Genomic DNA, 21,338 nt, shown 5'->3' on the forward strand with positions numbered 1-21,338 from the left:
CCGCACCGTTTGGGTTGTTGTCGGACCGAGGACCTAATCTGTGCACCGTGACTTCGCCTGCACCGACGGACCGCGTTCCGCCCCAGCTCAGCGCGGCGCCGCGCCCCGCGCCGGGCCCGGCCGCCGACGAGGGCCTGGCGCGGCGGCTGCGCGCGCTCGCCTGCACGGCGCCGCTGCACGACCTGGACGCCCGCAAGGCCAACCTGGCCGGTGAGTACTCGACGTACGGCATGGCCGAGGTGGCGCTCGCCGCCATCGACCTCGTCACGCTCAACATGGACTTCGACACGGGCGCCGACCACGAGCAGATCGTCGCCCGGCTCGTCCCCCGCATCGCCGCCCAGGCCCCCCACCGCACCACCGCCGAGCACGAGCGCGTGGCCCGCTGGGTGATGGAGAACCTGATCAACGTCGGCAGCGCCGACCGGGGCTTCCGCGCGGTGTACGGCACCTTCGCCTCCGACGGCACCTATGTCCGCCGCGACTACGACTTCAAGCTCATCGAAGAGGTCCCCGGCCCCGGCGGCACGGTCTACCTGCGCACCACCGACGAAGCCGTCAACGTCCTCGTCGGCGCCCTCGACACCGACGTCACCAGCGCCCAGATCGCCGCCGAGGTCAAGCTGGAGGTGCTGATCAACCGGGGCCGGCTGGCCGACGCCCAGCTCGCCGCCGAGCAGGCCCGCTACCGCACCGTGCAGTACTCCGAGACCCTGCGCCGCGCCCTGGACGCCACCCGGCGCAACGTCCGCGCGGTCGACTGGCTCAACTCCGTGCCCGACATGATCGCCGAGGCGCTGGACCACGTGGCCGACCGTTACCGCCACGAGAACGCGATCCTCACCAACATCCGCAAGGCCCGCGACGAGACCGAGGAGCCCGAGCACAAGCGGCGCGCCGCCGAGCTGGTCGACATCGTCAAGGACTGCATCCGGCGCCACACCCAGCTCCAGTCCCGGCTGCTTGAAGCGGGGCCGCTGTTCCGGGCGGAGCAGGACCGGCAGGCGTTCGCCACGCCTACGGGTGCCTCCGGTCTCGACCTGTATGGCCATCTGGTCGCACCTGTGCTGCCGTTGCCGCTCCAGCAGGCGATCCGGGTGACCGACGCGTTCTTCGCCAGTGGGGTGGGGTTGCGTACGCCGGTGTCGGTGCGGGTGGGGGACCTTGTCGACATTCTGCTGACTCCGCCGGTCGAGCGGGAGCATCTCGGGGCGGAGATGCCCGAGCCGGATCTCATCGCCACGCCGGATGACAGTCGGTTCTCCGAGGAGCAGGTCGCTGCCGCCCGGGCTTTGCTGGATTTGCCGGCCGACGCTCCTCGGAGACTGTCCGGGCTGCTTGCGGAGGCTCGGGGTGCTGAGGGGTTCGAGCTGGCGTATCTCGTCGCGCTGATGGCTATTCACGCGGCCAGTCCTGCTGTGGGGACCGCTTATCGGCAGGGGGAGGCGAAGTTGTTGTTCGCTGTCGATGACGGTGCGGAGCTGGACGATCCGGATTTTGGTGGGGCGGATCTGATCGTGGGGACTGCCTTGTTGGATGCGGTGGGGATGGCCAGCGATCGGGCGGTGGCGGGATGAGTGGCTTTCCCGCCGTCGTGGCTGGTCGCGCCCGCGCGGCGGAGCCGCATGATCGAACACAGCCCCGCGCCCCTGGGTGGGCTCCAGTTACCCCCTGTTTCGAGTTCAAGGAGTTTGCGTCGTGACCGAGCACGTCGAGTGGAGTGACGTCGAAGCGCCGGCGCCGCCGCCGGCCGTCACCCCTGCCGACGCCGCCGACGCGGCCCGGCTCGTCGCCTTCGGGCTGCAGCCCAAGCTGCAGCCCGCCCGCGACCAGGAGTACACCGAGCTGCTGCGGCGGTACCGGGAGGACGGTTCGTTCGCTCGGCTCGCCGATGCCGTGGCGACCGGGCTCGGGCTCGTCGTGCTGGAGGTGTCGCCGCGCGCGGGGATGGCCGTGACGGCCGCCGAGGACTCGGTGTTCGCCGTGCGGATGGGCGACTACGCCCGCCGTACCACCGCCGACTCCGCCGACCGGTTCCTGCACGGCCTCGCCCACCTGGCCGTCGCCGCGCTGGCCTTCCCGCGCCCCGAGGACCTGGCCGACGACTCCTACATCGGCCGCGTCACGGTCAACGGCGTCGACGCCTTCGTACGGCAGGCGTGCCGCAGGCTGGAGGAGCGGGCCGAGCAGTCCGGGGAGAACACCGACCCGGTCACCGACGCCCCCGGGCTGGAGGCCGCCTGGCGTATCTGGGCCCGGCGCAGCGCCACCGGTGCCACCAAGGACGCCCGCCGCCCGGCCGCCTCCACCACCGGCATCGTCGCCAAGGCGCTCGGATTCCTCACCGACTCCGGCTTCCTCCAGCGCACCGGCGACGACCACGGCGGCACCTACCGCACCACCGCCCGCTACCAGCTCCAGGTGCGGGACATGGCGGGCGGCGCCGCGCTCGGCGAACTGCTGGAGCTGGGCGTCGTGACCGAGACCGGCGGCACCGCCAGCCTGCTGCCCGCCGAGGACACCGACGACCTGGACCTGGTGGCCGACGCCGGACTGCCCTTCCACTCCTGACCCGCCCTTCCCCGACGACCGCACCTTTTCGAAGACTTACGACGAGAGTCCGCCATGTACGAGCTGTCCCGCGTCCGCCTCTACTCCATCGGGCCCGCCGGCGCGCGCTACGCCGACACCGTGCTCGACATGCGCGGCGTGGGCGCGCCCGTGCCCGACCCGGCCCCCACACAGGCGGAGTTCTTCGAGGAGGAGCCGGTCGGCCCGCCGCGCCGCCCCGCGCCCGCCGGTGTGCTGTTCCTGGAGAACGGCGGCGGCAAGTCCGTCCTGCTCAAGCTGATCTTCTCGGTGATGCTGCCCGGCCACCGCAACACCCTGGGCGGCGCCAGCTCCGGCGTGCTGCGCAAGTTCCTGCTCGCCGACGACTGCGGGCACGTCGCGCTGGAGTGGCAGCATGTGCAGACCGGCGAGTGCGTGGTCGTCGGCAAGGTCAGCGAATGGCGCGGCCGTCAGGTCTCCAACGACCCGCGCAAGTTCGCCGAAGCCTGGTACTCCTTCCGGCCCGGCCCCGGTCTGAGCCTGGACAACCTGCCCGTCGCCGAGGCCACCGCCGTCCGGCCCCCGGTGGAGGGCGCCTCCGGCGCGCAGGGGCGCCGCCGCACCATGAAGGGCTTCCGTGACGCCCTCACCGAGGCGGGCAAGAACTACCCGCACCTGGAGGCGCACTGGGAGGAGACCCACGAGCGCTGGACCGAGCACCTCGGCGATCTGGGCCTGGACCCCGAACTCTTCCGCTACCAGCGCGAGATGAACGCCGACGAGGGCGAGGCGGCTGGTCTCTTCGCGGTCAAGAAGGACTCCGACTTCACCGACCTGCTGCTGCGCGCCGTCACCGACACCCGCGACACCGACGGCCTCGCCGACCTGGTCAGCGGGTTCGGCAACAAGCTGGGCCGCCGCGCCGAACTCATCGCGGAACGGGACTTCACGGCCGGCTCGGTCGACCTGCTCGGCCGCATCGTCGAGGCGGCCGACGCCCGCACCCGCGCGCGGGACGTGCACACCGGCGCCGAGCGCCGCACTCGCACCCTGGCCCGGCGGCTGTCCGCGCGGGGCGTGCGCGAGCGGGTCCGCGCCTCCGACCTCGCCCAGCGGGTCACGGCCGCCGCCTACGCCGTCACCTACTCCGAGGGCGCCCGCGAGCGCAGCGCGCTGGTCGCGGCCGAACTCGCCTACCGGCACGCCTCGCTGGCGCTGGCCGCCGCCGAGAAGGCCGCCGCCGCGCAGAAGCGCGAACTGGCCGACGCCCGCACCCTGTACTCCGCCTGGCAGGCCGCCGAGGCCGTACTGCGCCACCGCGCCGCCGCCGACCGCGTGGCCCGGGTCTCCGTCGCCATCCAGGAGGCCGAGCGGGACGCCGCGCCCGCGCTCGCCGCCCGCGCCAGGGCCGCCGTCGACCTCGTACGCGCCCTGCACGCCGCCGCCGGGAACGCCGAGGCGCTCGCCAACGAGGAGGAGGAGCGCTCCGCCGCCCTCCAGGAGGTCAGCGACAGCGCCTACCGCGACTCCACCTCCGCCGCCACCGACGCTCAGCGCGCCCGCAGCGAGATCGGGCACCTGCGCCAGCGCCTCACCGAGGTCGAGCAGGAGACGGCCGAGGCCGTCCGCGCGGGCTGGCTGGACGACAGCGCCCCCGACGCCGACCCCGCGCGGGCCGCGCTCGCCGCGAGCGACGCCGCGAAGACCACCGTCGCCGCCTGGGACACCGCCCGCGAGGCGGCCCGCGCGGCCGTCGAGCACGCCCGTGAGACGGCCGCCGCCGAGTCCCGCGCCGAACTCACCGCCGCCCGCGCGGCCGACGCCGCCACCGCCGCCGAACGCGCCCACGACGCCGAACGGCGGCTCGCTGAGGCGCTCGCCGCCGAGGAGCGGCTCGCGGAACTGCTCAGCCTGCCCGCCGCCGGCGCCGCCCGCTCGGCCATCCCCGCCCCGCGCGACGGCTCCGGCTCCGCCGAGCCCGTACGCGACAGCGCCACCGAGGGCCCCCTCACCGCCGAAGAACTGGACCGCTTCGCCGACGAACTGCGCGGCCTCCTCGACGACGCCGTGTCCGCCGCCGAACGCACCCTGTTCGACCTGCGCACAGCCGCCGCCGACGACACCCGCATCCTCTCCGCCCTCGGCGACGGCGGCCTGCTCCCGCCCGGCCCCGACGTACTGGCCACCGTGGAGTTCCTGGGCGAGCACGGCATCCCCGCCCTGCCCGGCTGGCGCTACCTCGCCCAGGCCGTCGACCCCGCCGACCACGCGCGCGTGCTCGCCACCCGTCCCGAACTGGTCGACGGTGTGATCATCACCGACCCGGACACCCACGCCCGCGCCCGCGAGGTCCTGGGCGAGGCGGCCCTGCTGCCCCGCTCCGCCGTCGCCGTCGGCACCGCCGCCGCCCTCCTCGCCCCGGCCCCCGCAGCGGACGCGCAGCCCTCAGACGTCTTTCTCGTGCCGCCGAACCCGGCCATGCACGACGAACACGCCGCCGACGAGGAACGCCAGGCGCTGCGCGCGCGGGCCACCGAACGCGACGACGAGATCCGGACGCTCGCCGCCCGCCTCGGCAAGGACCGCGAACTCGCCGCCCGCCTCGCCTCCTGGCGCACCGGCTGCCCCGCCGGACGGATCGTCGAACTCGCCGCCGGCGCCGAGGAGGCCCGCGCCTTCGCCGACGAGACCGAAGCCGAACTCACCGAGGCCCGCACCGCCCGCGCGGAGGCCGAGGAGACCGCCGCCGAGGCCACCCGGCTGCGCGACGAACGGCAGGAGGCCGCCCAGCGCGCCAGCCGCGTCGCGGACGCCCTCGCCGGACTCGCCCACCGGCTGCGCGAACGCGCCACCTGGCAGGTCAGGCTGCGCGAACTCGCCGACGACGCCGCCGAGTCCGAGGCCCGTACCCAGTCCTGCCTGGAACGCGCCCGCGCCGCCGACGAGGACCGCCGCGCCACCCAGCGCGCCGCCGACGACGCCCGCCGCACCGCCCGCGCCCTGCGTGCCGAGCGCGCCGAGATCGCGGGCGCCCCCGACGACGTGCCCGAGGCCGAGGAGGGTGCCTCGAAGACGTCCCTGCCCGCGCTCCGCGAGGCGTACCGGGCCGCCTCCCAGTTGTACGAGAAGGTCGGCGTCGGCGCCGACCTGCGCGCCGAACAGGCCCGCGCCGAGAGCGACGAGAGCGCCGCCCGCGCCGACCTGGACCGGCTCAGCAACAAGGTCCGCACCCGCGCCGAACAGCTCCTCCAGTCGACCGACGGCTCCGACGGCCCCTCGCGGCAGTCGGCCGCCGCCCGCGCCGAGGAACTGGTGCAGCTGCTGGAGACCCGCATGTCGACCGCGAGCGAACAGCTCGGCCGGCTGCGCGGCGAGGCCGAACGGCACGCCCCCGAGGAGGGTGAGGCGCACACCGAGCTGTCCGAGGAACTGGTCCCGCGCGACGCCGAGCACGCCCAGGCCCTGCTGCGCACCGCCACCGCCGAACTCGCCACCCGCACCGAGGCGCTGACCGAGGCCCGCGACGCCCACACCGAGCTCCAGCAGGCCCACCGGGCCGCCGAGGACGGCGCCGGAGGCTTCGACGAGATCGCGGCGATGCTCCGCGACCAGCTGCGTGAACCGGCACCCGAGGACGAGCGGGAGGACCCCGAGCCGTATTCCGGCACCCTGGAGGAGGCCCGGCAGTCGGCAGCCGAGGCCCGCCGCTCGCTGCGCGGCTGCGCCGCCGACCTCTCCACCGCCGACACCGCCGTCCGCGAGGCCGGCGACATCCTGGTCCGGCACGCCAACTCCACCCGCTACGAGCAGGTCCGCACCCCCGCCCGGCAGCAGATCCGCGAGCTGCCCGCCGCCGCGATCCCGGAGCACGCCCAGAAGTGGGCCGACGCCTTCGCGCCCCGGCTGCGCGTCCTCACCGACGAGCTGGCCCAGCTGGAACGCAACCGCGACTCGATCGTGGACCGGCTCCGCGGCCTGGTCGAGTCCTCCCTCGCCACGCTCCGCTCCGCCCAGCGGCTGTCCCGGCTGCCCGAGGGGCTCGGCGAGTGGTCCGGCCAGGAGTTCCTGCGCATCCGCTTCGAGGAGCCCGACCACGCCACGCTGGCCGAGCGCCTCGGCGAGGTCATCGACGAGGCCACCCGTGCCGCCGTCAAGAAGAACTCCGACCTGCGCCGGGACGGCATGTCCCTGCTGCTGCGCGGAGTCGCGGCCGCGCTCCAGCCCAAGGGCATCGCGGTGGAGATCCTCAAGCCGGACGCCGTGCTGCGCGCCGAGCGCGTACCCGTCGGCCAGATGGGCGACGTGTTCTCCGGCGGCCAGCTGCTCACCGCCGCCATCGCGCTGTACTGCACGATGGCCGCCCTGCGCTCCAACGACCGGGGCCGCGACAAGCACCGGCACGCCGGCACGCTGTTCCTGGACAACCCCATCGGCCGCGCCAACGCCACGTATCTGCTGGAGCTCCAGCGGGCCGTGTCCGACGCGCTCGGCGTCCAACTGCTTTACACCACCGGCCTGTTCGACACCACCGCGCTGGCCGAGTTCCCGCTCGTCATCCGGCTGCGCAACGACGCCGACCTCCGGGCGGGGCTGAAGTACATCAGCGTCGAGGAACACCTCCGGCCCGGCCTGCCGCAGCAGCCGCAGGCGGGGGAGGCGGTACGCAGCGAGATCACCGCGACCAGGATGTACAAGCGGCCGTCGGCGGGCGTTTCCTAGGTGGAGGCCGGTGAGGAACTGCGGGCCGGCGGGGGCCGGTCGCGCAGTTCCCCGCGCCCCTGATCAGTCGGACGCGGGAGCGGGCACAGGGGCCTCCAGCCGGTGTTCGGCGAGCACCCCCGTCCGGTGCCGCTGGACGAACCAGTAGTAGGCGAAGCCGCCGCCCGCGATCACGGCGACGAACAGCACCGCGCCCCACCGCAGATACCAGTGGTAGGGCGCGCTCGCGTTGTAGACGGCCGGGCGCGGCCAGATCAGGTTGAGCGTCATCCCCGCGCCCCACACCACCGCGACCACGTTGACGGCCAGCCCCCAGCGGCCCAGCGAGAACCGCCCCTCCCCGGCCGGAGTCCACCGGCCGCGCAGCCGCGCCACCAGCATGGGCGCGGTGACCCCGAGGTAGGCCAGGTAGATCATGATGATGCCGATGCTGGTGACCACGGTGAAGATCTGCGGCTGGCGGATGTTGACCACCAGGATCGCCAGCGCCAGCACACCGATGACCACGGCGGGCACCACCGGGGTCCGGAAACGCGGGCTCACACGGGCCAGCAGCGAGGAGGCGGGCAGGTTGTTGTCCCGCGCCATGGCGAAGGCCAGCCGGATCGCCGCCGTGTGCACGGCCAGCGCGCACACCGTGACCGCGATCAGCACGCACCACAGCATGCCCTTGCCCGCCGTCGGACCGAGCACGTCCAGCACCACGTACTGGAGCCCGTCCGTGGACAGCTTCTCGCCCTTGAGGCTGGAGACGCTCATCAGCGCCAGCAGCAGCACCAGACCGCCCAGCACGAAGGAGGCGATGATCGCCCGCAGGATGGCGCGGGGCGCGTTCCGGGACGGGTTCAGCGACTCCTCGCCGAGCGAGGCGGCGGTGTCGAAGCCGTACATGACGTACGCCGACGCCAACGACGCCACCAGGAACGCGCCGAGATAGCCGGCACCGTGGCCCGTCCCGGTGCCGTTGGTCTCCAGCACGACCTGCGGCCCGCGGGTGATATGGACGGCCAGCATGACGATCAGCACGACACTGGCGACCAGCTCGATGAACACCCCGATCGCGTTGATCGTGGCCATCAGCTTCACCCCGAAGGCGTTGACCAGGGTGGTGAACAGGATCAGCACGGCAGCCAGGACCACCGCGTTGGTCGCCACGTCATAGGTGCCGGTGCCGTCCCCGACGAACTGGAAGGCGGACGAGATCTGCGGCAGCGTCAGCTGGTAGGCCAGCGCCACCGCCGCGATCGACACGATGGACGCGATCAGCATCATCCACCCGGCCAGCCAGCCGAGGTGCGGATTGCCTATCCGCTTCGACCAGTTGTAGACCGAACCCGCCACCGGATGGCGGGCCGCCAGCTCCGCGAAGCACAGGGCCACCGCGAACTGGCCCACGAACACCAGCGGCCACGACCACCAGTAGGCGGGTCCGCCACTGCCGTAGCCGAAGTAGAACAGCTGGAAGGTGCCGGTCAGGATCGAGATGTAGCTGATCCCGGCGGCGAAGGTGTGGAAGTTGCCGAGGGTGCGCTTGAGTTCGGGCCGGTACCCGAACTCCGCGAGTTCGCTGTCGTCCTCGCCGTGCGCGTCCGGTGCTGGGCCTGGGGTGGTCATGGGGACTCCTGGGGGCCGTGGGACAAGAAGAGGCGGCCGGTTCCTACCCCGCTTCGGCGCTCACGGAGCCTGTTCGCCCAGCATCCGCAGCAGCCACCCGTGGAACGCCCCGATGTGGTGCTCGGTCGGCACCAGCACCCCGCCTCCGCGATAGGCGCGCGAGGACATGGCGGGCTGGGTGCGCTCGCACGCCTCGAAGTCCTGGACGTTGACCCGGTGGAACAGCTCCGCCGACTTCGACACATCGGCCCCGGACGCCACCACCTCGGGCGCGTACAGCCAGTCGCACTCCACCACCGTGCGGTCCTCGGCCAGCGGGAACATGCGGTGCAGGATGACGTGGTCGGGGACGAGGTTGACGAAGACATTGGGCCGGACCGTGATGGCGTAGTAGCGCCGGTCCTGCTCGGCGGCCACCTCCGGGAGCCGGCCGAAGCCCGCGCTGCCGTCCACCGTGAACCCCTCGACGCCCGCGCCGAACTCCGCGCCGTGGCCCACGTAGTACTGGGCCGCGTAGCCGTCCGCGAACTCCGGTAGCACTTCGGTGAGTTCGGGGTGGATCGTGGCGCAGTGGTAGCACTCCATGAAGTTCTCGACGATCAGCTTCCAGTTGGCCCGCACGTCGTAGGTGACGCGTTTGCCGAGGGCCAGACTCTCGGTGCCGTAGTGCTCGATGGCCGCCGGGTCGCCCAGCCGCTCCACCGCCGCCTGCCGCACCGTCTCCTCGAAGGAGGGCGGTTCACCGGCCAGGCACACCCAGGCATAGCCCAGCCATTCCCGCAAGGCGACCTTGACAAGCCCGTACCGGTCCCGGTCCACGTCCGGCATCTTCGTCAGGTTCGGCGCGGCGACCAGCCTGCCGTCGAGCCCGTACGTCCAGGCGTGGTACGGGCATTGCAGGCTGCGGCGGACCTCGCCGGACTCCTCGGTGCACAGCCGGGCGCCCCGGTGGCGGCAGACGTTGAGGAAGGCCCGCAGCGCGCCGGTGCGGTCGCGGGTGACGAGCACGCTCTCCCGGCCGACCTGGACCGTACGGAAGGCACCGGGCCGGTCCAGGTCCGCGCCGCGCACCGCGCAGAACCACATCGACTCCAGCAGCGCCTCCTGCTCCCGCCGGAAGACGTCGGGGTCGGTGTAGTAGCGGCCGGGGAGGGTGGCGATCAGGCTGGGGGAGACCGGGGTCGTCGTCATGGCTGGGCTCCTCGGGCGGCCGGGGCGGTGAGGCGGGCGGGGTCGAACAGGCCGGTCGGATGCGCGGTCACGCCGGTCAGCGCGAGGTCGGCCAGGATCTCGCCGACGACGGGCACGAACTTGAAGCCGTGCCCGGAGAAACCGCAGGCCACGGTGACCGACTCCGGGTGCGCGGGATGCCGGGCGATCACGAAGTGCTCGTCCGGGGTGTTGGAGTACATGCAGGTGGCGGCCTTCAGGAAGGTGCCGGGCAGATCGGGGATCAGCGCGGACACGTGGTCCGCCATGGCCCGGACCTCGTGCTCGTGCACGGTCCGGTCCATGGTCTCCGGCGTGGTGACCTGCCCCTTGCGGAAGAAGGCGACCTTGGCGCCCTTCTCGGGTCCGTCGATGGCGGGGAAGCCGTACACCTGGACGCCGTCCGCGTCCTCCCAGATGTAGACGGGATGGCGCTCCGGCACGAACGGCCCGGTGCCGCCCCTCGGCTGGAACCAGTACATGACCTGCCGCTCCACCGTGATCGGCACGCCGATGTCCGCGAGCAGCCGGGGCGCCCAGGCGCCGGGGCAGATCACCAGCTGCCCGGCCGTGTACGTGTTCTCGCCGGTGTGCACGCGCACCCCGTCCCGGTACGGCTCCCAGCGCACCACCGGCTCCTCGAAGCGCAGCTCCGCGCCCTGCCGGGTGGCCAGCTGGAGATGGGCGGCGACCATGTTCTCCGGGCGCAGCAGGCCCGCCTTCGCCTCGAACAGGGCGACCTCGTCGTCGGCCGGGGTCAGGGTGGGGAAGCGGCGGCGGATCTCCTTGGCGTCCAGCATCTCGTGGGGCAGGTCCCACTCGGTGGCCGAGCGCAGCGAGCCGGAGACGGTACGGGAGCCCGGCGGGCCGACCATCGCGCCGCCGCACAGGACGGCGACGTCCCGGCCGGTGGCCCGCTCCAGCTCCTCGTACAGCTCGTAGGCGCGCAGCAGCAGTGGCACGTACGCCGGGTCCTCGAAGTAGGACTGCCGGGTGATACGGGAACCGCCGTGGCTGGAGCCCCGGTTGTGCACCGGGCCGAACTTCTCCAGCCCGAGCACCCGGGCGCCGCGCGCGGAGAGATGATGGGCGGCGGCGCTGCCCATGCCGCCTAGCCCGATGACGATCACGTCGTAGGTGGGGGACACTTCTGCGGACCTCCTGGGGTGGGACGGGCCTCCTGGGTTGGGACGGCGCCGGTCGGTCAGCGGCGGATGCGGGTCATCCCCGGGTCGAACAGCGGCTCCTCGGCGACGGTCGCGGGGACCTTCTCGCCGAAGTAGTCGATGTGCACGCCGGTGCCGGGGGCGAGGCCCGCCGGGAGCCACGCGTAGGCGACGCACCGGCCCAGCGTGCAGCCGTAGGCCGCGCTGGTCACGTAACCCGCCGTCGTGCCGTCCACCGACACCGGTTCCCTGCCGAGTACCACGGCGGCCGGGTCGTCCAGCAGCAGCGGGGTCAGCCGGCGGGTGGGCTCGGGGCGGTCGCGCAGTGCGTCCCGGCCGACGAAGTCGCCCTTGTCCATGCGCACCGCGAAGCCGACACCCGCCTCGTACGGGGTGTGCTCGGCGGTCATGTCGGTGCCCCAGGCGCGGTAGCCCTTCTCCAGCCGGAGCGAGTTGAACGCCGACCGCCCGGCCGCGATCACCCCCAGCTCCCGGCCCGCCTCCCACAGCGTGTCCCAGAGCCTGAGGCCCAGGTCGGCGGTGGTGTACAGCTCCCAGCCCAGCTCGCCGACATAGCTCAGCCGCATGGCCGTGACCGGGACATGCCCGAGGTGGGTCCGCCGGGCCCGAAAGTAGCCGAAGCCCTCGTGGGAGAAGTCGTCCCCGGTCAGTGGCTGCACCAGGGCACGGGCCAGCGGGCCCCAGACCCCGATACAGCAGGTGCCGGAGGTGATGTCCCGGATCTGAAGGTCGGCGGGGGCGTGCCGGAGGAGATGGTCCAGGTCGGCGGGGGAGTTGGCGCCCACCTGGAAGCGGTCCTCGGCCAGCCGGGCCACGGTGAGGTCGGAGAGGATGCCGCCGGTCTCGTCCAGGAGGAGCGTGTACGTGACCGCGCCGGGCTTCTTGCGCAGCTTGTTGCTGGTCATGCGGTCGAGGTACGCGAGGGCGCCGGGGCCGGTCACCTCCAGCCGGCGCAGCGGGGTCATGTCGTACAGGGCGACGCCCTCGCGGGTGGCGCGGGCCTCGGCGACGGCGATCGGGGACCAGTAGCGGGCGGACCAGGGGTCCCGCTCCGGCAGCGGGCCCAGCTCCGCCACCAACGGGGCGTTCGCCTCGTACCAGTGCGGGCGCTCCCAGCCGCCGCCCTCCAGGAAGTACGCGCCGAGCTGCTCCTGCCGGGCGTGGAAGGGGCTGACGCGCAGCGGGCGGGGCCGCTCCATCGGCTGGAGCGGGTGGATGACGTCGTACACCTCGACGAACTGCTGTGAACCGCGTTCACGGACATACGCGGGTGAACGCTGCGCCTCCTCGAATCGCGTGACATCGCAGTCGTGCACGTCGATCGACGGCCGGCCGTCGACCATCCACTCGGCCACCGCCCTGGCCACACCCGCGGAGTGGGTGACCCAGACCGCCTCGGCCAGCCAGAGACCGCGCAGCCCACGGGACTCGCCCAGCAGCGGCATGCCGTCCGGGGTGAAGGAGAAGACCCCGTTGAACCCGCTCTCCACCTCCGCCCCGCGCAGCGCGGGCAGCAGCCGCCGGGCGTCCGCCCAACTGGGCGCCCAGTCCTCCTCGGTGAAGGGGTACGAGGACGGCATCTCCATGTCCCGCGCCCGCGCCTCGTCGTACCCCGGCACGCCGAACGGGTCCACGGGCAGCGGGCGGTGCGCGTACGAGCCGATGCCGATCCGGTCGTGGTGCTCCCGGAAGTACAGGTCGGCGTCCTGGAAGCGGAGGATGGGCAGGGTCGCCTCGCGGGACGCCCCGCTCAGCTCGGGCAGCGGCCGGGTCCGGGCGTACTGGTGCGCCAGCGGCTGCAGCGGTACGTCGATCCCGGCCATCCGGCCGATCACCGGGCCCCAGAAGCCCGCCGCCGAGACGACATGGTCGGCGGGGAAGACGCCCCGGTCGGTCACCACACCGGTGACCCGGCCGTCCGCCCGCTCGATGCCGGTGACGGTGTGCCGGTCGAGGAAACGGGCACCCCGCGCGGTGGCCCGGTCGAGCTGGGCACGGCAGGCGGGCAGGGCGCGGGCCAGCCCGTCCGCCGGGGTGTGGAAGCCGCCCAGCACCACCGACTCGTCCAGCAGCGGCCAGAGTTCCTTGCAGCGGGCGGCGCTCACCACCTCGCCGTCCACACCCCAGGCCGCGGCGAGCCCGGCCCTGCGGTGCAGGTCGGCGAGGCGTTCGGGGGTGGTGGCCAGCTCCAGGCCGCCGACCGGCTCGAAGCAGGGGGTGCCGTCGTGGCTGAGCGAGCCGAACTTCTCGACGGTGTACCGGGCGAACTCCGTCAGCGTCTTCGACGGGCTGGTGCGGAAGACGAGCCCCGGCGCGTGGGAGGTGGAGCCGCCGGGAGCGGGCAGCGGTCCCTGTTCGAGGACGGTGACGTCCGTCCAGCCGCGCGCGGTCAGCTCGTCGGCGAGGGAACAGCCGACGATTCCGGCGCCGACGATGACGACGCGCGGGGAGGTCTCGGGGGACGGGTGCGTGCGTTCTTCGGGCGTGGCGGACATGCCCCTCCTTGTGCGGGCGGGGATGGGGGACCGGAGTCTCGGGTCGGGGGCGCCGGGTCAGGGCTCCTCTACTGTTGCGCATTGCACGATGGGTTGCGCGGTGAGGAACATATTGAGAACGCGGTGAACGCATCGTCAAGAGGTGCGAGTTAACCCTTGGCAAAACGAATCCGGGGCGCCGAAACCGCCCCGGCACATGGCCGCCCGAACCCCCAGCGCACGGCGGCGCGGCACCGGGAACTCCCTGGTGCCGCGCCGAGATCGCCCTGGTGTGGCTGTCGCCGGCCGGGTCCGACGAACGTCCGCCCGGCCCTCCGTCAGAAGCCGTAGCCCATCCGCCGGGACAGTTCCTCGCCCGCCGCCGCCATCCGCTTGGCCACCACCGACAGCCGCTCCGGGCCCAGCCGGTACACCGGCCCGGACACGCTGATCGCCGCGACCACCTTGCCGTCGTGCGCCCGGATCGGCGCGGCGGCGGCCGCGAGGCCCAGCTCCAACTCGTCGGTGGTCACGGCGTATCCCCGCTCCAGCACGGTCTCCAGCTCGGTCCGCAGCAGCGCGGCTCCGGTGACCGTGCGCTCGGTGAACCGGGACAGCGGCCGGGCGAGGAAGCCCTCGCGCAGGGGGAGCGGCATGTGCGCGAGCAGCACCTTGCCGCTGGAGGTGGCGTGCAGCGGGGTGCGTCTGCCGAGCCAGTTCTGCGCGGTCACGGAGGCGGTGCCGCGGGCCTGCATGACATTGACGGCGGCGTCGTCGTCGAGCACCGCGATGTTCACGGTCTCGCCGAGTTCGTCGGCGGCCTCGCGGCAGACCGGCACGCCCTCCTGGGAGATGTCCAGCCGCGCCGCCGCCGCGCCCGCCAGGCGCAGCACACCGGCTCCCAGGTAGTACTTGCCGCGGTCGCCGGTCTGGGTCACCAGGCCCCGGTTCTCCAGGACACCGAGCAGCCGGAACGCCGTGGACTTGTGCACGTCCAGCTCGTCGGCGATCTCGGTGACGCCCGCCTCACCATGCCGGGCGAGGATCTCCAGCACGCTCACGGCACGGTCCACCGACTGCACGGAACCGGCCGCGCCGCGACCTCTGTTCGGCTCCGTGGAATCGTCGTCCGCCCTGGTCTTCTCGCCGGGGCCGGACCGCTTCTGCGTGCGGCTCATGGCTCAACTCTCCCCATCTGCCGGCCCGGTTCGGGCCGCATCTGCGGGAAGCCCTTGACGCGACGGTCGTCCCGCGCGGATTCTGTTGCGCACAGCGCTGGTTCGTGCGCCATGTGGAACATCATGTTACCGAAGCGTCCGTATCCCGGAAGGGGCGCGGATCTCCTGGACCTGTCCGGTCCACCCTGTCCCACACCCCTTCCGTGCTTTCCCGCACCTTCTCGTACCTCCCCGCACCTCCCGCATCCCTGCCGTCTGCGCCTACCCGGTCCGGACCGAGCGTCCCGGACCGAGAGGGGGGACCCGTGATTCCCGTCTGCCGCCTCGAAGACCTTCCCGAGGGCGAGTCCGTCCGTATCGACACCGCCCCGCCGATCGCCGTGTTCCGCACCGACGACGGCTCCCTCTACGCCGTCGACGACACCTGCACCCACCAGGACGCCTCGCTCTCCGAGGGCTGGCTGGAGGGCTGCCTGATCGAATGCCCCCTGCACGCCGCCTCGTTCGACCTGCGCACCGGCACCCCGACCTGCCTCCCGGCCCGGCACGCCCTGCGCACCCACCTCGTCACCGTGGACGAGGGCGTGATCCACGTCCATGTCACGGTGCGCGAGGGAACGGCCGCCTGAACGCGCCCCCGCGGACAAGGAGTCATCGCACATGAGGACCGTGACCATCGTCGGCGCCTCCCTCGCCGGGCTGTACGCGGCACGCGAGCTGCGCGCGCAGGGGTACGACGGCCGGCTGGTCGTCGTCGGCGACGAACCGCACCCGCCCTACGACCGCCCTCCCCTCTCCAAGGACTTCCTCACCGGCCAAACGGACGAGGACCGACTCGCCCTCCTGGACACCGAGGAGACCGGCGAACTGGACGCCGAATGGCTGCTCGGCGTCCGCGCGCGGGGGCTCGACACCCGAGCCCGCACCGTCCTGCTGGAGGACGGCCGCGCCCTCACCACGGACGGTCTCGTCATCGCCACCGGCGCCACGGCCCGGCGCCTGCCCGGTGCCCCCGCCGACGTCCACACCCTGCGCACCCTGGAGGACGCCCGCGCGCTGCGCGCCCGGCTCACCGAAGGCGCCCGGCGGGTGGTCGTGATCGGCGGTGGCTTCATCGGCGCCGAGACCGCCGCGTCCTGTGCCGCCCTCGGCCATGAAGTCACCGTGATCGAAGCGGCCCCGCTGCCGCTGCTGTCCCAACTCGGCCCGGAGATGGCCGCCGTGTGCGCCACGCTGCACCGCCGGGGCGCCGTACGGCTCCGCACCGGCACCGGGGTGGCGAGCCTGCGGCGCACCGGGGCGGCCACGGCCGTGGAGCTGACCGACGGTCACACCCTCACCGCGGACATCGTGATCACCGGTATCGGCGCCGTCCCGAACACCGCCTGGCTGGCGGGCTCGGCCCTCGCCCTGGGCGATGGCGTCCGCTGTGACGACGGCTGTGCGACCGCGCTGCCCCAGGTGGTCGCGGTCGGCGATGTCGCCCGCGCCGGCGGCACCCGCGCCGAGCACTGGACCTCGGCCACCGAGCAGCCCCGCGTCGCCGTGACCAACCTGCTCGCCGGCCGCACCCTCGCCACCCTGCGGCCGGTGCCCTACTTCTGGTCCGACCAGTACGGTTCCCGCATCCAGTTCGCCGGCCGGTACCGGGCCGGGGACACCGTCCGCGTCACCGAGGGCGAACTCCTCGACGAGGGTCCGGGCGAGGCAGGGTTCCTGGCCCGCTACGAACGCGCCGGCAACACGGTCGCCGTACTCGCGGTGGACCGGTCCCGCCCCTTCACCCGCGCCCGGCGCGAACTCGGCAGGACGGCCGAGACCGCCACGATGTGAACGCCCCGGGCCCGAGCGGGCCACCTGGATCTCAGGGGTGGGACAGCTGCTTCGCGCCGCCCCGCCTGGCTATCCGCGCCTGGTCCCGCCGCGCGGTCCGCTCCCGCCGCCGCGCCGCCCGGCGCTCCCGGCGCAGCTGCCGGGCCGTGCTGCTCGGCTCGGAGACCACGCCGTACCGCTGGTTCCACACCTGGCGGGTCACCCATACGTCGACCACCGCCCAGGTCGCCACCACCGTGCTGGCCACACTGCTGATCACCATCGGGAAAGCCAGCCAGGACCCGGCCAGCGTGCACAGGAACGCCACCATCGCCTGGATCAGCGTCACCGCGATGATCAGCACCGCCCGCACCGCGGCCGTACGCACCGGGTCCGCCATCCGGCGCCGCCGCGCGGGCTCCTCCACCCACAGCGGCCGGTACGCCGACTGCCGGCCGGCTCTCACGCCACCCGGCGTGCGCGGCGGTATCCCACGCTCCGACCCCACCTGGCCCGGAATCCGCGCCGGGCGCTCCGCCACGCTCACCTCGGGCGCATCGCGCCGCTCCGCCGTGCCCATCACCGTGTCACTCCCCACCGCCGGCAGACCGCTCGCCCCGGGACCCGAAGGCCCCGACTCCCCAGTGGCTGCCCGGCTTGCGCTGTTTTACGCGGCCGGGGCGAAGGATGCGGCTCCAATGGCCGATTCCGTCCCCGTCTCCCCATGTGAACGACGAACGACACGCCTCGAAGATTCCCGACTTGTGAAAATTTCCGGCCAACCGGTGTCCGTACTGTTTCGGCCCGCTTCCCCTGGACCCCTCCCTTCGCGGCCGCAATCTCCCCCAATGCCCTGACAACTCGCCATCTCTCGTCCCCCATAAGGGAGTTCACGCATCAGAGGCGCCTTCGAGTCACCTGCGAGGCGGTAGTAGGCTCACGCCGTTCCGAGTCGGACACACGTGCCCCGACCGACGGGGTCGAGCTGGGGGAGGCCATGCGGTTTCGCGGGAAGTCGATCCGCCGGAAGATCGTGGCGCTGCTTCTCGTGCCGCTGGTGTCCCTGATCGTGGTCTGGGGCTTCGCCACCGTGCTCACGGGAAGCGAGGTCGCCCAGCTGCTGCGCGTCTCACGCGCCGTGAAGGACATCGGCCACCCCACCGAGGACACCGTCCGCGACCTCCAGCGCGAGCGCCGCCAGAGCCTCGTCTACCTCGCCGACCCGCGCGCCGCCGACGCCCTCGCCACGCTGCACCGCTCCCGCACCGCCACCGACCACGCCCTCGCCACCCTCCGCGCCAACGCCCGCGACCGCGAGACCCGCGACGCGATCCGCGGCGAGGACGGCGAACGCCTCACCAGCGCGCTCGACGCCCTCGGCGGCCTCGAATCCCTGCGCCGCAGCGTCGAGGAACGCACCGTCACCCGCGCCGAGGCCCTCGACCTCTACAACCGACTGGTCGACCCCTGCTACGCCCTGGTCGCCGCGGTCGACGGCGTCGACGACGTGGAGATGGACAAGCAGGCCGGAGCCCTCGTCAACACCGGCCGCGCCCGCGAACTCCTCTCCCGCGAGGACGCCCTGCTCGGCTCCGCGCTGGTGGTCGGCAGCCTCTCCCGCGAGGAGGCCCGCGAGATCTCCGACCTCGTCGCCCAGCGCACCCTGCTCTACGACGTCAGCCTCCCCCTGCTGCCCGGCCCGGAACGAGACCGGTACGAGAGCTACTGGCGCAACGCCGCCACCGCACCCCTGCGGACGGCGGAGCGCGACGTCATCGACACCGGCGCCGGCATCCCGCGCGGTGTCACCACCGCCAGCTGGCACGCCGTCGCCGGGGGCGTCCTCGAAGACCTCGGCACGATGGAGGACCAGGCCGGTTCCCGCTTCCGCGACCGGGTGCGGCCCGTCGCCTACGGCGTCATCGCCCAGGCCGCCGTCGCGGGCGTACTCGGTCTCGCGGCCCTCCTCGTCTCCCTCATCCTGTCCGTGCGCGTCGGCCGCCGCCTCATCCGCGACCTGAAGCGGCTGCGGCTGGAGGCGCACGAGGCGTCCGCGGTACGGCTGCCCCACGTGATGCGCCGCCTCTCCGCGGGCGAACCGGTCGACGTGGAGAGCGAGGTGCCCCACCCGGAGTACGACCAGAACGAGATCGGCGAGGTCGGCCGGGCCCTCAACACCCTCCAGCGGGCCGCCGTCGAGGCCGCGGTGAAGCAGTCCGAGCTGCGCGCCGGTGTCTCCGAGGTGTTCGTCAACCTCGCCCGCCGCAGCCAGGTGCTCCTGCACAAGCAGCTCACCCTGCTGGACACCATGGAACGCCGCACCGAGGACACCGACGAACTCGCCGACCTCTTCCGGCTGGACCACCTGACCACCCGCATGCGCCGGCACGCCGAGGGCCTGGTCATCCTCTCCGGCGCCGCACCCTCACGGCAGTGGCGCCGCCCGGTACGGCTCATGGACGTCGTCCGCGCCTCCGTCGCCGAGGTGGAGGACTACGAGCGCGTCGAGGTGCGGCGGCTGCCCCGCGTCGCCGTCATCGGCCCCGCCGTCTCCGACCTCACCCACCTCGTGGCCGAACTGCTGGAGAACGCCACCCTGTTCTCACCCCCGCACACCAATGTCCATGTGGTGGGCGAGCGGGTCGCCAACGGTTTCGCCCTGGAGATCCACGACCGCGGCCTCGGCATGACCGCCGAGGCGCTGCTCGACGCCAACCTCCGGCTCGCGGAGACCCCCGAGTTCGAGCTGTCCGACACCGACCGGCTCGGCCTCTTCGTGGTCAGCCGCCTCGCCCGGCGCCAGCACGTACGCGTCTCCCTCCAGCCCTCTCCCTACGGCGGCACCACCGCCGTCGTCCTCATCCCCGACGCGCTGCTGACCGACGACGCCCCCGACACCAACGGCATCGGCATCCGGCTCGGCGACCTCTCCAAGGAGACCGAACGGACCAGGGAACGCGGCACCGCGCGGCCCCAGCCCGTCGCGCGTGCGACGGACGGCCACCCGGCCGAGCTGGGCGCCTCCGTGGACCGCCGCGCCCTCGACGCGCAGTCCGAGGACTTCCCGGGCGTCCTGGCGGACGACGACAGTGAACTGGGCGGCATCTTCCGCGCCCGCCGCCTCGCACCCGCCGACATCCTGGACCCCGCCGCCCTCGTCCCGCCGCCCCGGCGCGAGCCGCCGAAGCTGGTCAGCTCGCACGGCGAACCCGTCGCCCCGCATGCCGAAGCCTTCGGCGCCGAGCCCGACGGCCCGCCCCCGCTGCCCACCCGCCGCCGCGGCGACTCCGGCAGGCGCCCCACCCCCCGGACCGCCCGCACCGCCACGGCCGAGCGGCCCGAACCCCCGTCCGCCGGCCCCGACGCGGCGGCCCCGGAACTCCCGCGACGATCCCGGCCCGCCCAGGGCACCCCCGACCCGATCAGCTCGGCGGCCTCCCACGGAGCCGCGCCCACCGAGGCGGCCCCCCGGAGCACCCCCGAATCCGCCGACGCGGCGCCCGACGGCACCGCCGCGCTGCCCCGGCGCGTACGCCAGGCCAACCTGGCGCCGCAGCTGCGGCGCGACCCCGACCGGCGCGCCGAGAGCACCTTCGAGCCCGCCGTACGCGACGCCGACGAGGTCCGCTCCCGGATGGCCTCGCTCCAGCGCGGCTGGGAGCGCGGCCGCGAGGAGAACGCTGAGGGCGACCGAGCCCCCAGCGGCACAGCACAAGGAACGACTGAGGGAGACGGTCGATGACCGCACCGAACGCGACCGGCCACACGGACACCAAGAAGAAGGAGCTGAACTGGCTCCTCGACGACCTGGTCGACCGGGTCGCCAGCATCCGCAAGGCCGTCGTCCTGTCCGGCGACGGCCTGGCCATGGGGGTGTCCACGGACCTGACCAGGGAGGACAGCGAACACCTGGCCGCCGTGGCGTCCGGCTTCCACAGCCTTGCCAAGGGCGTGGGCCGCCACTTCGACGCGGGCAGCGTCCGCCAGACCGTCGTCGAGCTGGACGACGCCTTCCTCTTCGTGACCGCGGCCGGTGACGGCAGCTGCCTCGCCGTGTTCTCCGACGCCGACTCCGACGTGGGTCAGGTCGCCTACGAGATGACGCTCCTGGTCAAGCGGGTCGGTGTCCATCTGGGCAGCGCCCCGCGCAGCGACCCGCCCGCGGGCGGGTAGTCGTCAAGACATGAGCGGAGAGGGTCAGAGAAGCGGCCACTGGTTCGACGACGAGGCGGGCCCCGTGGTCCGCCCGTACGCCATGACACGTGGCCGCACCACCAGCCCCGGGCAGCACGTCCTCGACCTGATCGCGGTCGTCGTCACCGAACTGGACGCCGGCGACCCCGAGGAGGACCCGACGCTGGGCCCGGAGCATGTGGAGATCGTCGGGCTCTGCCGGGACGAACCGCAGTCGGTCGCCGAACTCGCCGCCGGACTCGACCTCCCCGTGGGCGTCGTACGCGTCCTGATCGGCGACCTCGTGCACGCCGAACTCGTCCATGTGACGCGTCCGGTGCCCCCGGCCGAGCTGCCGGACGAGAGTATTCTGCGCGACGTGATCGACGGCCTCCGGGCGCTGTGACCAGCGCGGAAGCGGG

14 protein-coding genes are annotated in these 21,338 nt (G+C 73.3%); 8 read left to right on the top strand and 6 right to left on the bottom strand.

Annotated features, from left to right (window positions below):
* Positions 1-47: 47 nt before the first annotated feature.
* The 3 genes from ACIGA3_RS20610 (at position 48) to ACIGA3_RS20620 (ending at position 7,269) form a co-directional block, all read left to right on the top strand.
* Positions 48-1,577, top strand: a complete 1,530-nt coding sequence (locus tag ACIGA3_RS20610) for a hypothetical protein (RefSeq protein ID WP_399717508.1) — start codon at positions 48-50, stop codon at positions 1,575-1,577.
* Positions 1,578-1,698: 121 nt separating this feature from the next.
* On the top strand, positions 1,699-2,571 hold the full coding sequence (locus ACIGA3_RS20615) for a hypothetical protein (protein ID WP_399717510.1): 873 nt from the start codon (positions 1,699-1,701) through the stop codon (positions 2,569-2,571).
* Positions 2,572-2,625: 54 nt separating this feature from the next.
* Positions 2,626-7,269, top strand: coding sequence for a hypothetical protein (locus tag ACIGA3_RS20620; RefSeq protein ID WP_399717513.1), 4,644 nt, complete (start codon positions 2,626-2,628; stop codon positions 7,267-7,269).
* A 63-nt stretch (positions 7,270-7,332) separates the two neighbouring features.
* On the opposite strand, the gene ACIGA3_RS20625 is transcribed toward ACIGA3_RS20620, so the two are convergent.
* From ACIGA3_RS20625 to ACIGA3_RS20645, 5 genes are all read right to left on the bottom strand, one after another.
* Positions 7,333-8,883 (bottom strand): APC family permease, encoded by a 1,551-nt coding sequence (locus ACIGA3_RS20625; protein ID WP_399717516.1) that lies wholly within the window; start codon positions 8,881-8,883, stop codon positions 7,333-7,335.
* 60 nt (positions 8,884-8,943) lie between these two features.
* Positions 8,944-10,074, bottom strand: a complete 1,131-nt coding sequence (locus tag ACIGA3_RS20630; protein ID WP_399717519.1) for an aromatic ring-hydroxylating dioxygenase subunit alpha — start codon at positions 10,072-10,074, stop codon at positions 8,944-8,946.
* Positions 10,071-11,240, bottom strand: a complete 1,170-nt coding sequence (gene solA, locus ACIGA3_RS20635) for an N-methyl-L-tryptophan oxidase (RefSeq protein WP_399717521.1) — start codon at positions 11,238-11,240, stop codon at positions 10,071-10,073. The genes ACIGA3_RS20630 and solA overlap by 4 nt, the downstream gene beginning before the upstream one ends.
* A 56-nt stretch (positions 11,241-11,296) precedes the next feature.
* On the bottom strand, positions 11,297-13,774 hold the full coding sequence (locus ACIGA3_RS20640) for an FAD-dependent oxidoreductase (protein ID WP_399717524.1): 2,478 nt from the start codon (positions 13,772-13,774) through the stop codon (positions 11,297-11,299).
* A 317-nt stretch (positions 13,775-14,091) separates the two neighbouring features.
* Positions 14,092-14,931, bottom strand: a complete 840-nt coding sequence (locus tag ACIGA3_RS20645; protein WP_399717527.1) for an IclR family transcriptional regulator — start codon at positions 14,929-14,931, stop codon at positions 14,092-14,094.
* Between the two features lie 305 nt (positions 14,932-15,236).
* On the opposite strand from ACIGA3_RS20645, the gene ACIGA3_RS20650 reads away from it, so the two are divergent.
* Both ACIGA3_RS20650 and ACIGA3_RS20655 read left to right on the top strand, forming a co-directional pair.
* A complete protein-coding gene (locus ACIGA3_RS20650; RefSeq protein WP_399717530.1) occupies positions 15,237-15,560 on the top strand; it encodes a bifunctional 3-phenylpropionate/cinnamic acid dioxygenase ferredoxin subunit in 324 nt (107 codons plus the stop codon).
* Between the two features lie 31 nt (positions 15,561-15,591).
* Complete coding sequence (locus tag ACIGA3_RS20655; protein ID WP_399717533.1) at positions 15,592-16,764, top strand: NAD(P)/FAD-dependent oxidoreductase; 1,173 nt, start codon at positions 15,592-15,594, stop codon at positions 16,762-16,764.
* 31 nt (positions 16,765-16,795) lie between these two features.
* On the opposite strand, the gene ACIGA3_RS20660 is transcribed toward ACIGA3_RS20655, so the two are convergent.
* Positions 16,796-17,323 (bottom strand): hypothetical protein, encoded by a 528-nt coding sequence (locus ACIGA3_RS20660; protein ID WP_399717536.1) that lies wholly within the window; start codon positions 17,321-17,323, stop codon positions 16,796-16,798.
* Positions 17,324-17,740: 417 nt separating this feature from the next.
* Here ACIGA3_RS20660 and ACIGA3_RS20665 point away from each other — a divergent pair, with 417 nt between their 5' ends.
* From ACIGA3_RS20665 to ACIGA3_RS20675, 3 genes are read left to right on the top strand one after another with little or no spacing between them, the layout of a single operon-like run.
* A complete protein-coding gene (locus ACIGA3_RS20665; protein ID WP_399717538.1) occupies positions 17,741-20,485 on the top strand; it encodes a nitrate- and nitrite sensing domain-containing protein in 2,745 nt (914 codons plus the stop codon).
* Entirely contained in the window at positions 20,482-20,916 is a 435-nt protein-coding gene (locus tag ACIGA3_RS20670; protein WP_399717540.1) for a roadblock/LC7 domain-containing protein, read from the top strand. The genes ACIGA3_RS20665 and ACIGA3_RS20670 overlap by 4 nt, the downstream gene beginning before the upstream one ends.
* A 10-nt stretch (positions 20,917-20,926) precedes the next feature.
* Positions 20,927-21,322, top strand: a complete 396-nt coding sequence (locus ACIGA3_RS20675) for a DUF742 domain-containing protein (RefSeq protein WP_399717542.1) — start codon at positions 20,927-20,929, stop codon at positions 21,320-21,322.
* Positions 21,323-21,338: the final 16 nt, after the last annotated feature.

It is taken from the genome of Streptomyces sp. NPDC085596, from assembly GCF_044541565.1.
Classification (GTDB): domain Bacteria; phylum Actinomycetota; class Actinomycetes; order Streptomycetales; family Streptomycetaceae; genus Streptomyces.

Excerpts from the sequence above, each read along its gene's own strand:
- ACIGA3_RS20645 (WP_399717527.1), bottom strand. The coding sequence starts at position 14,931 with ATGAGCCGCACGCAGAAGCGGTCCGGCCCCGGCGAGAAGACCAGGGCG.
- ACIGA3_RS20625 (WP_399717516.1), bottom strand. The coding sequence starts at position 8,883 with ATGACCACCCCAGGCCCAGCACCGGACGCGCACGGCGAGGACGACAGC.
- ACIGA3_RS20620 (WP_399717513.1), top strand. The coding sequence starts at position 2,626 with ATGTACGAGCTGTCCCGCGTCCGCCTCTACTCCATCGGGCCCGCCGGC.
- ACIGA3_RS20665 (WP_399717538.1), top strand. The coding sequence starts at position 17,741 with ATGCGGTTTCGCGGGAAGTCGATCCGCCGGAAGATCGTGGCGCTGCTT.
- ACIGA3_RS20670 (WP_399717540.1), top strand. The coding sequence starts at position 20,482 with ATGACCGCACCGAACGCGACCGGCCACACGGACACCAAGAAGAAGGAG.
- ACIGA3_RS20630 (WP_399717519.1), bottom strand. The coding sequence starts at position 10,074 with ATGACGACGACCCCGGTCTCCCCCAGCCTGATCGCCACCCTCCCCGGC.
- ACIGA3_RS20655 (WP_399717533.1), top strand. The coding sequence starts at position 15,592 with ATGAGGACCGTGACCATCGTCGGCGCCTCCCTCGCCGGGCTGTACGCG.
- ACIGA3_RS20640 (WP_399717524.1), bottom strand. The coding sequence starts at position 13,774 with ATGTCCGCCACGCCCGAAGAACGCACGCACCCGTCCCCCGAGACCTCC.
- ACIGA3_RS20675 (WP_399717542.1), top strand. The coding sequence starts at position 20,927 with ATGAGCGGAGAGGGTCAGAGAAGCGGCCACTGGTTCGACGACGAGGCG.
- ACIGA3_RS20660 (WP_399717536.1), bottom strand. The coding sequence starts at position 17,323 with ATGGGCACGGCGGAGCGGCGCGATGCGCCCGAGGTGAGCGTGGCGGAG.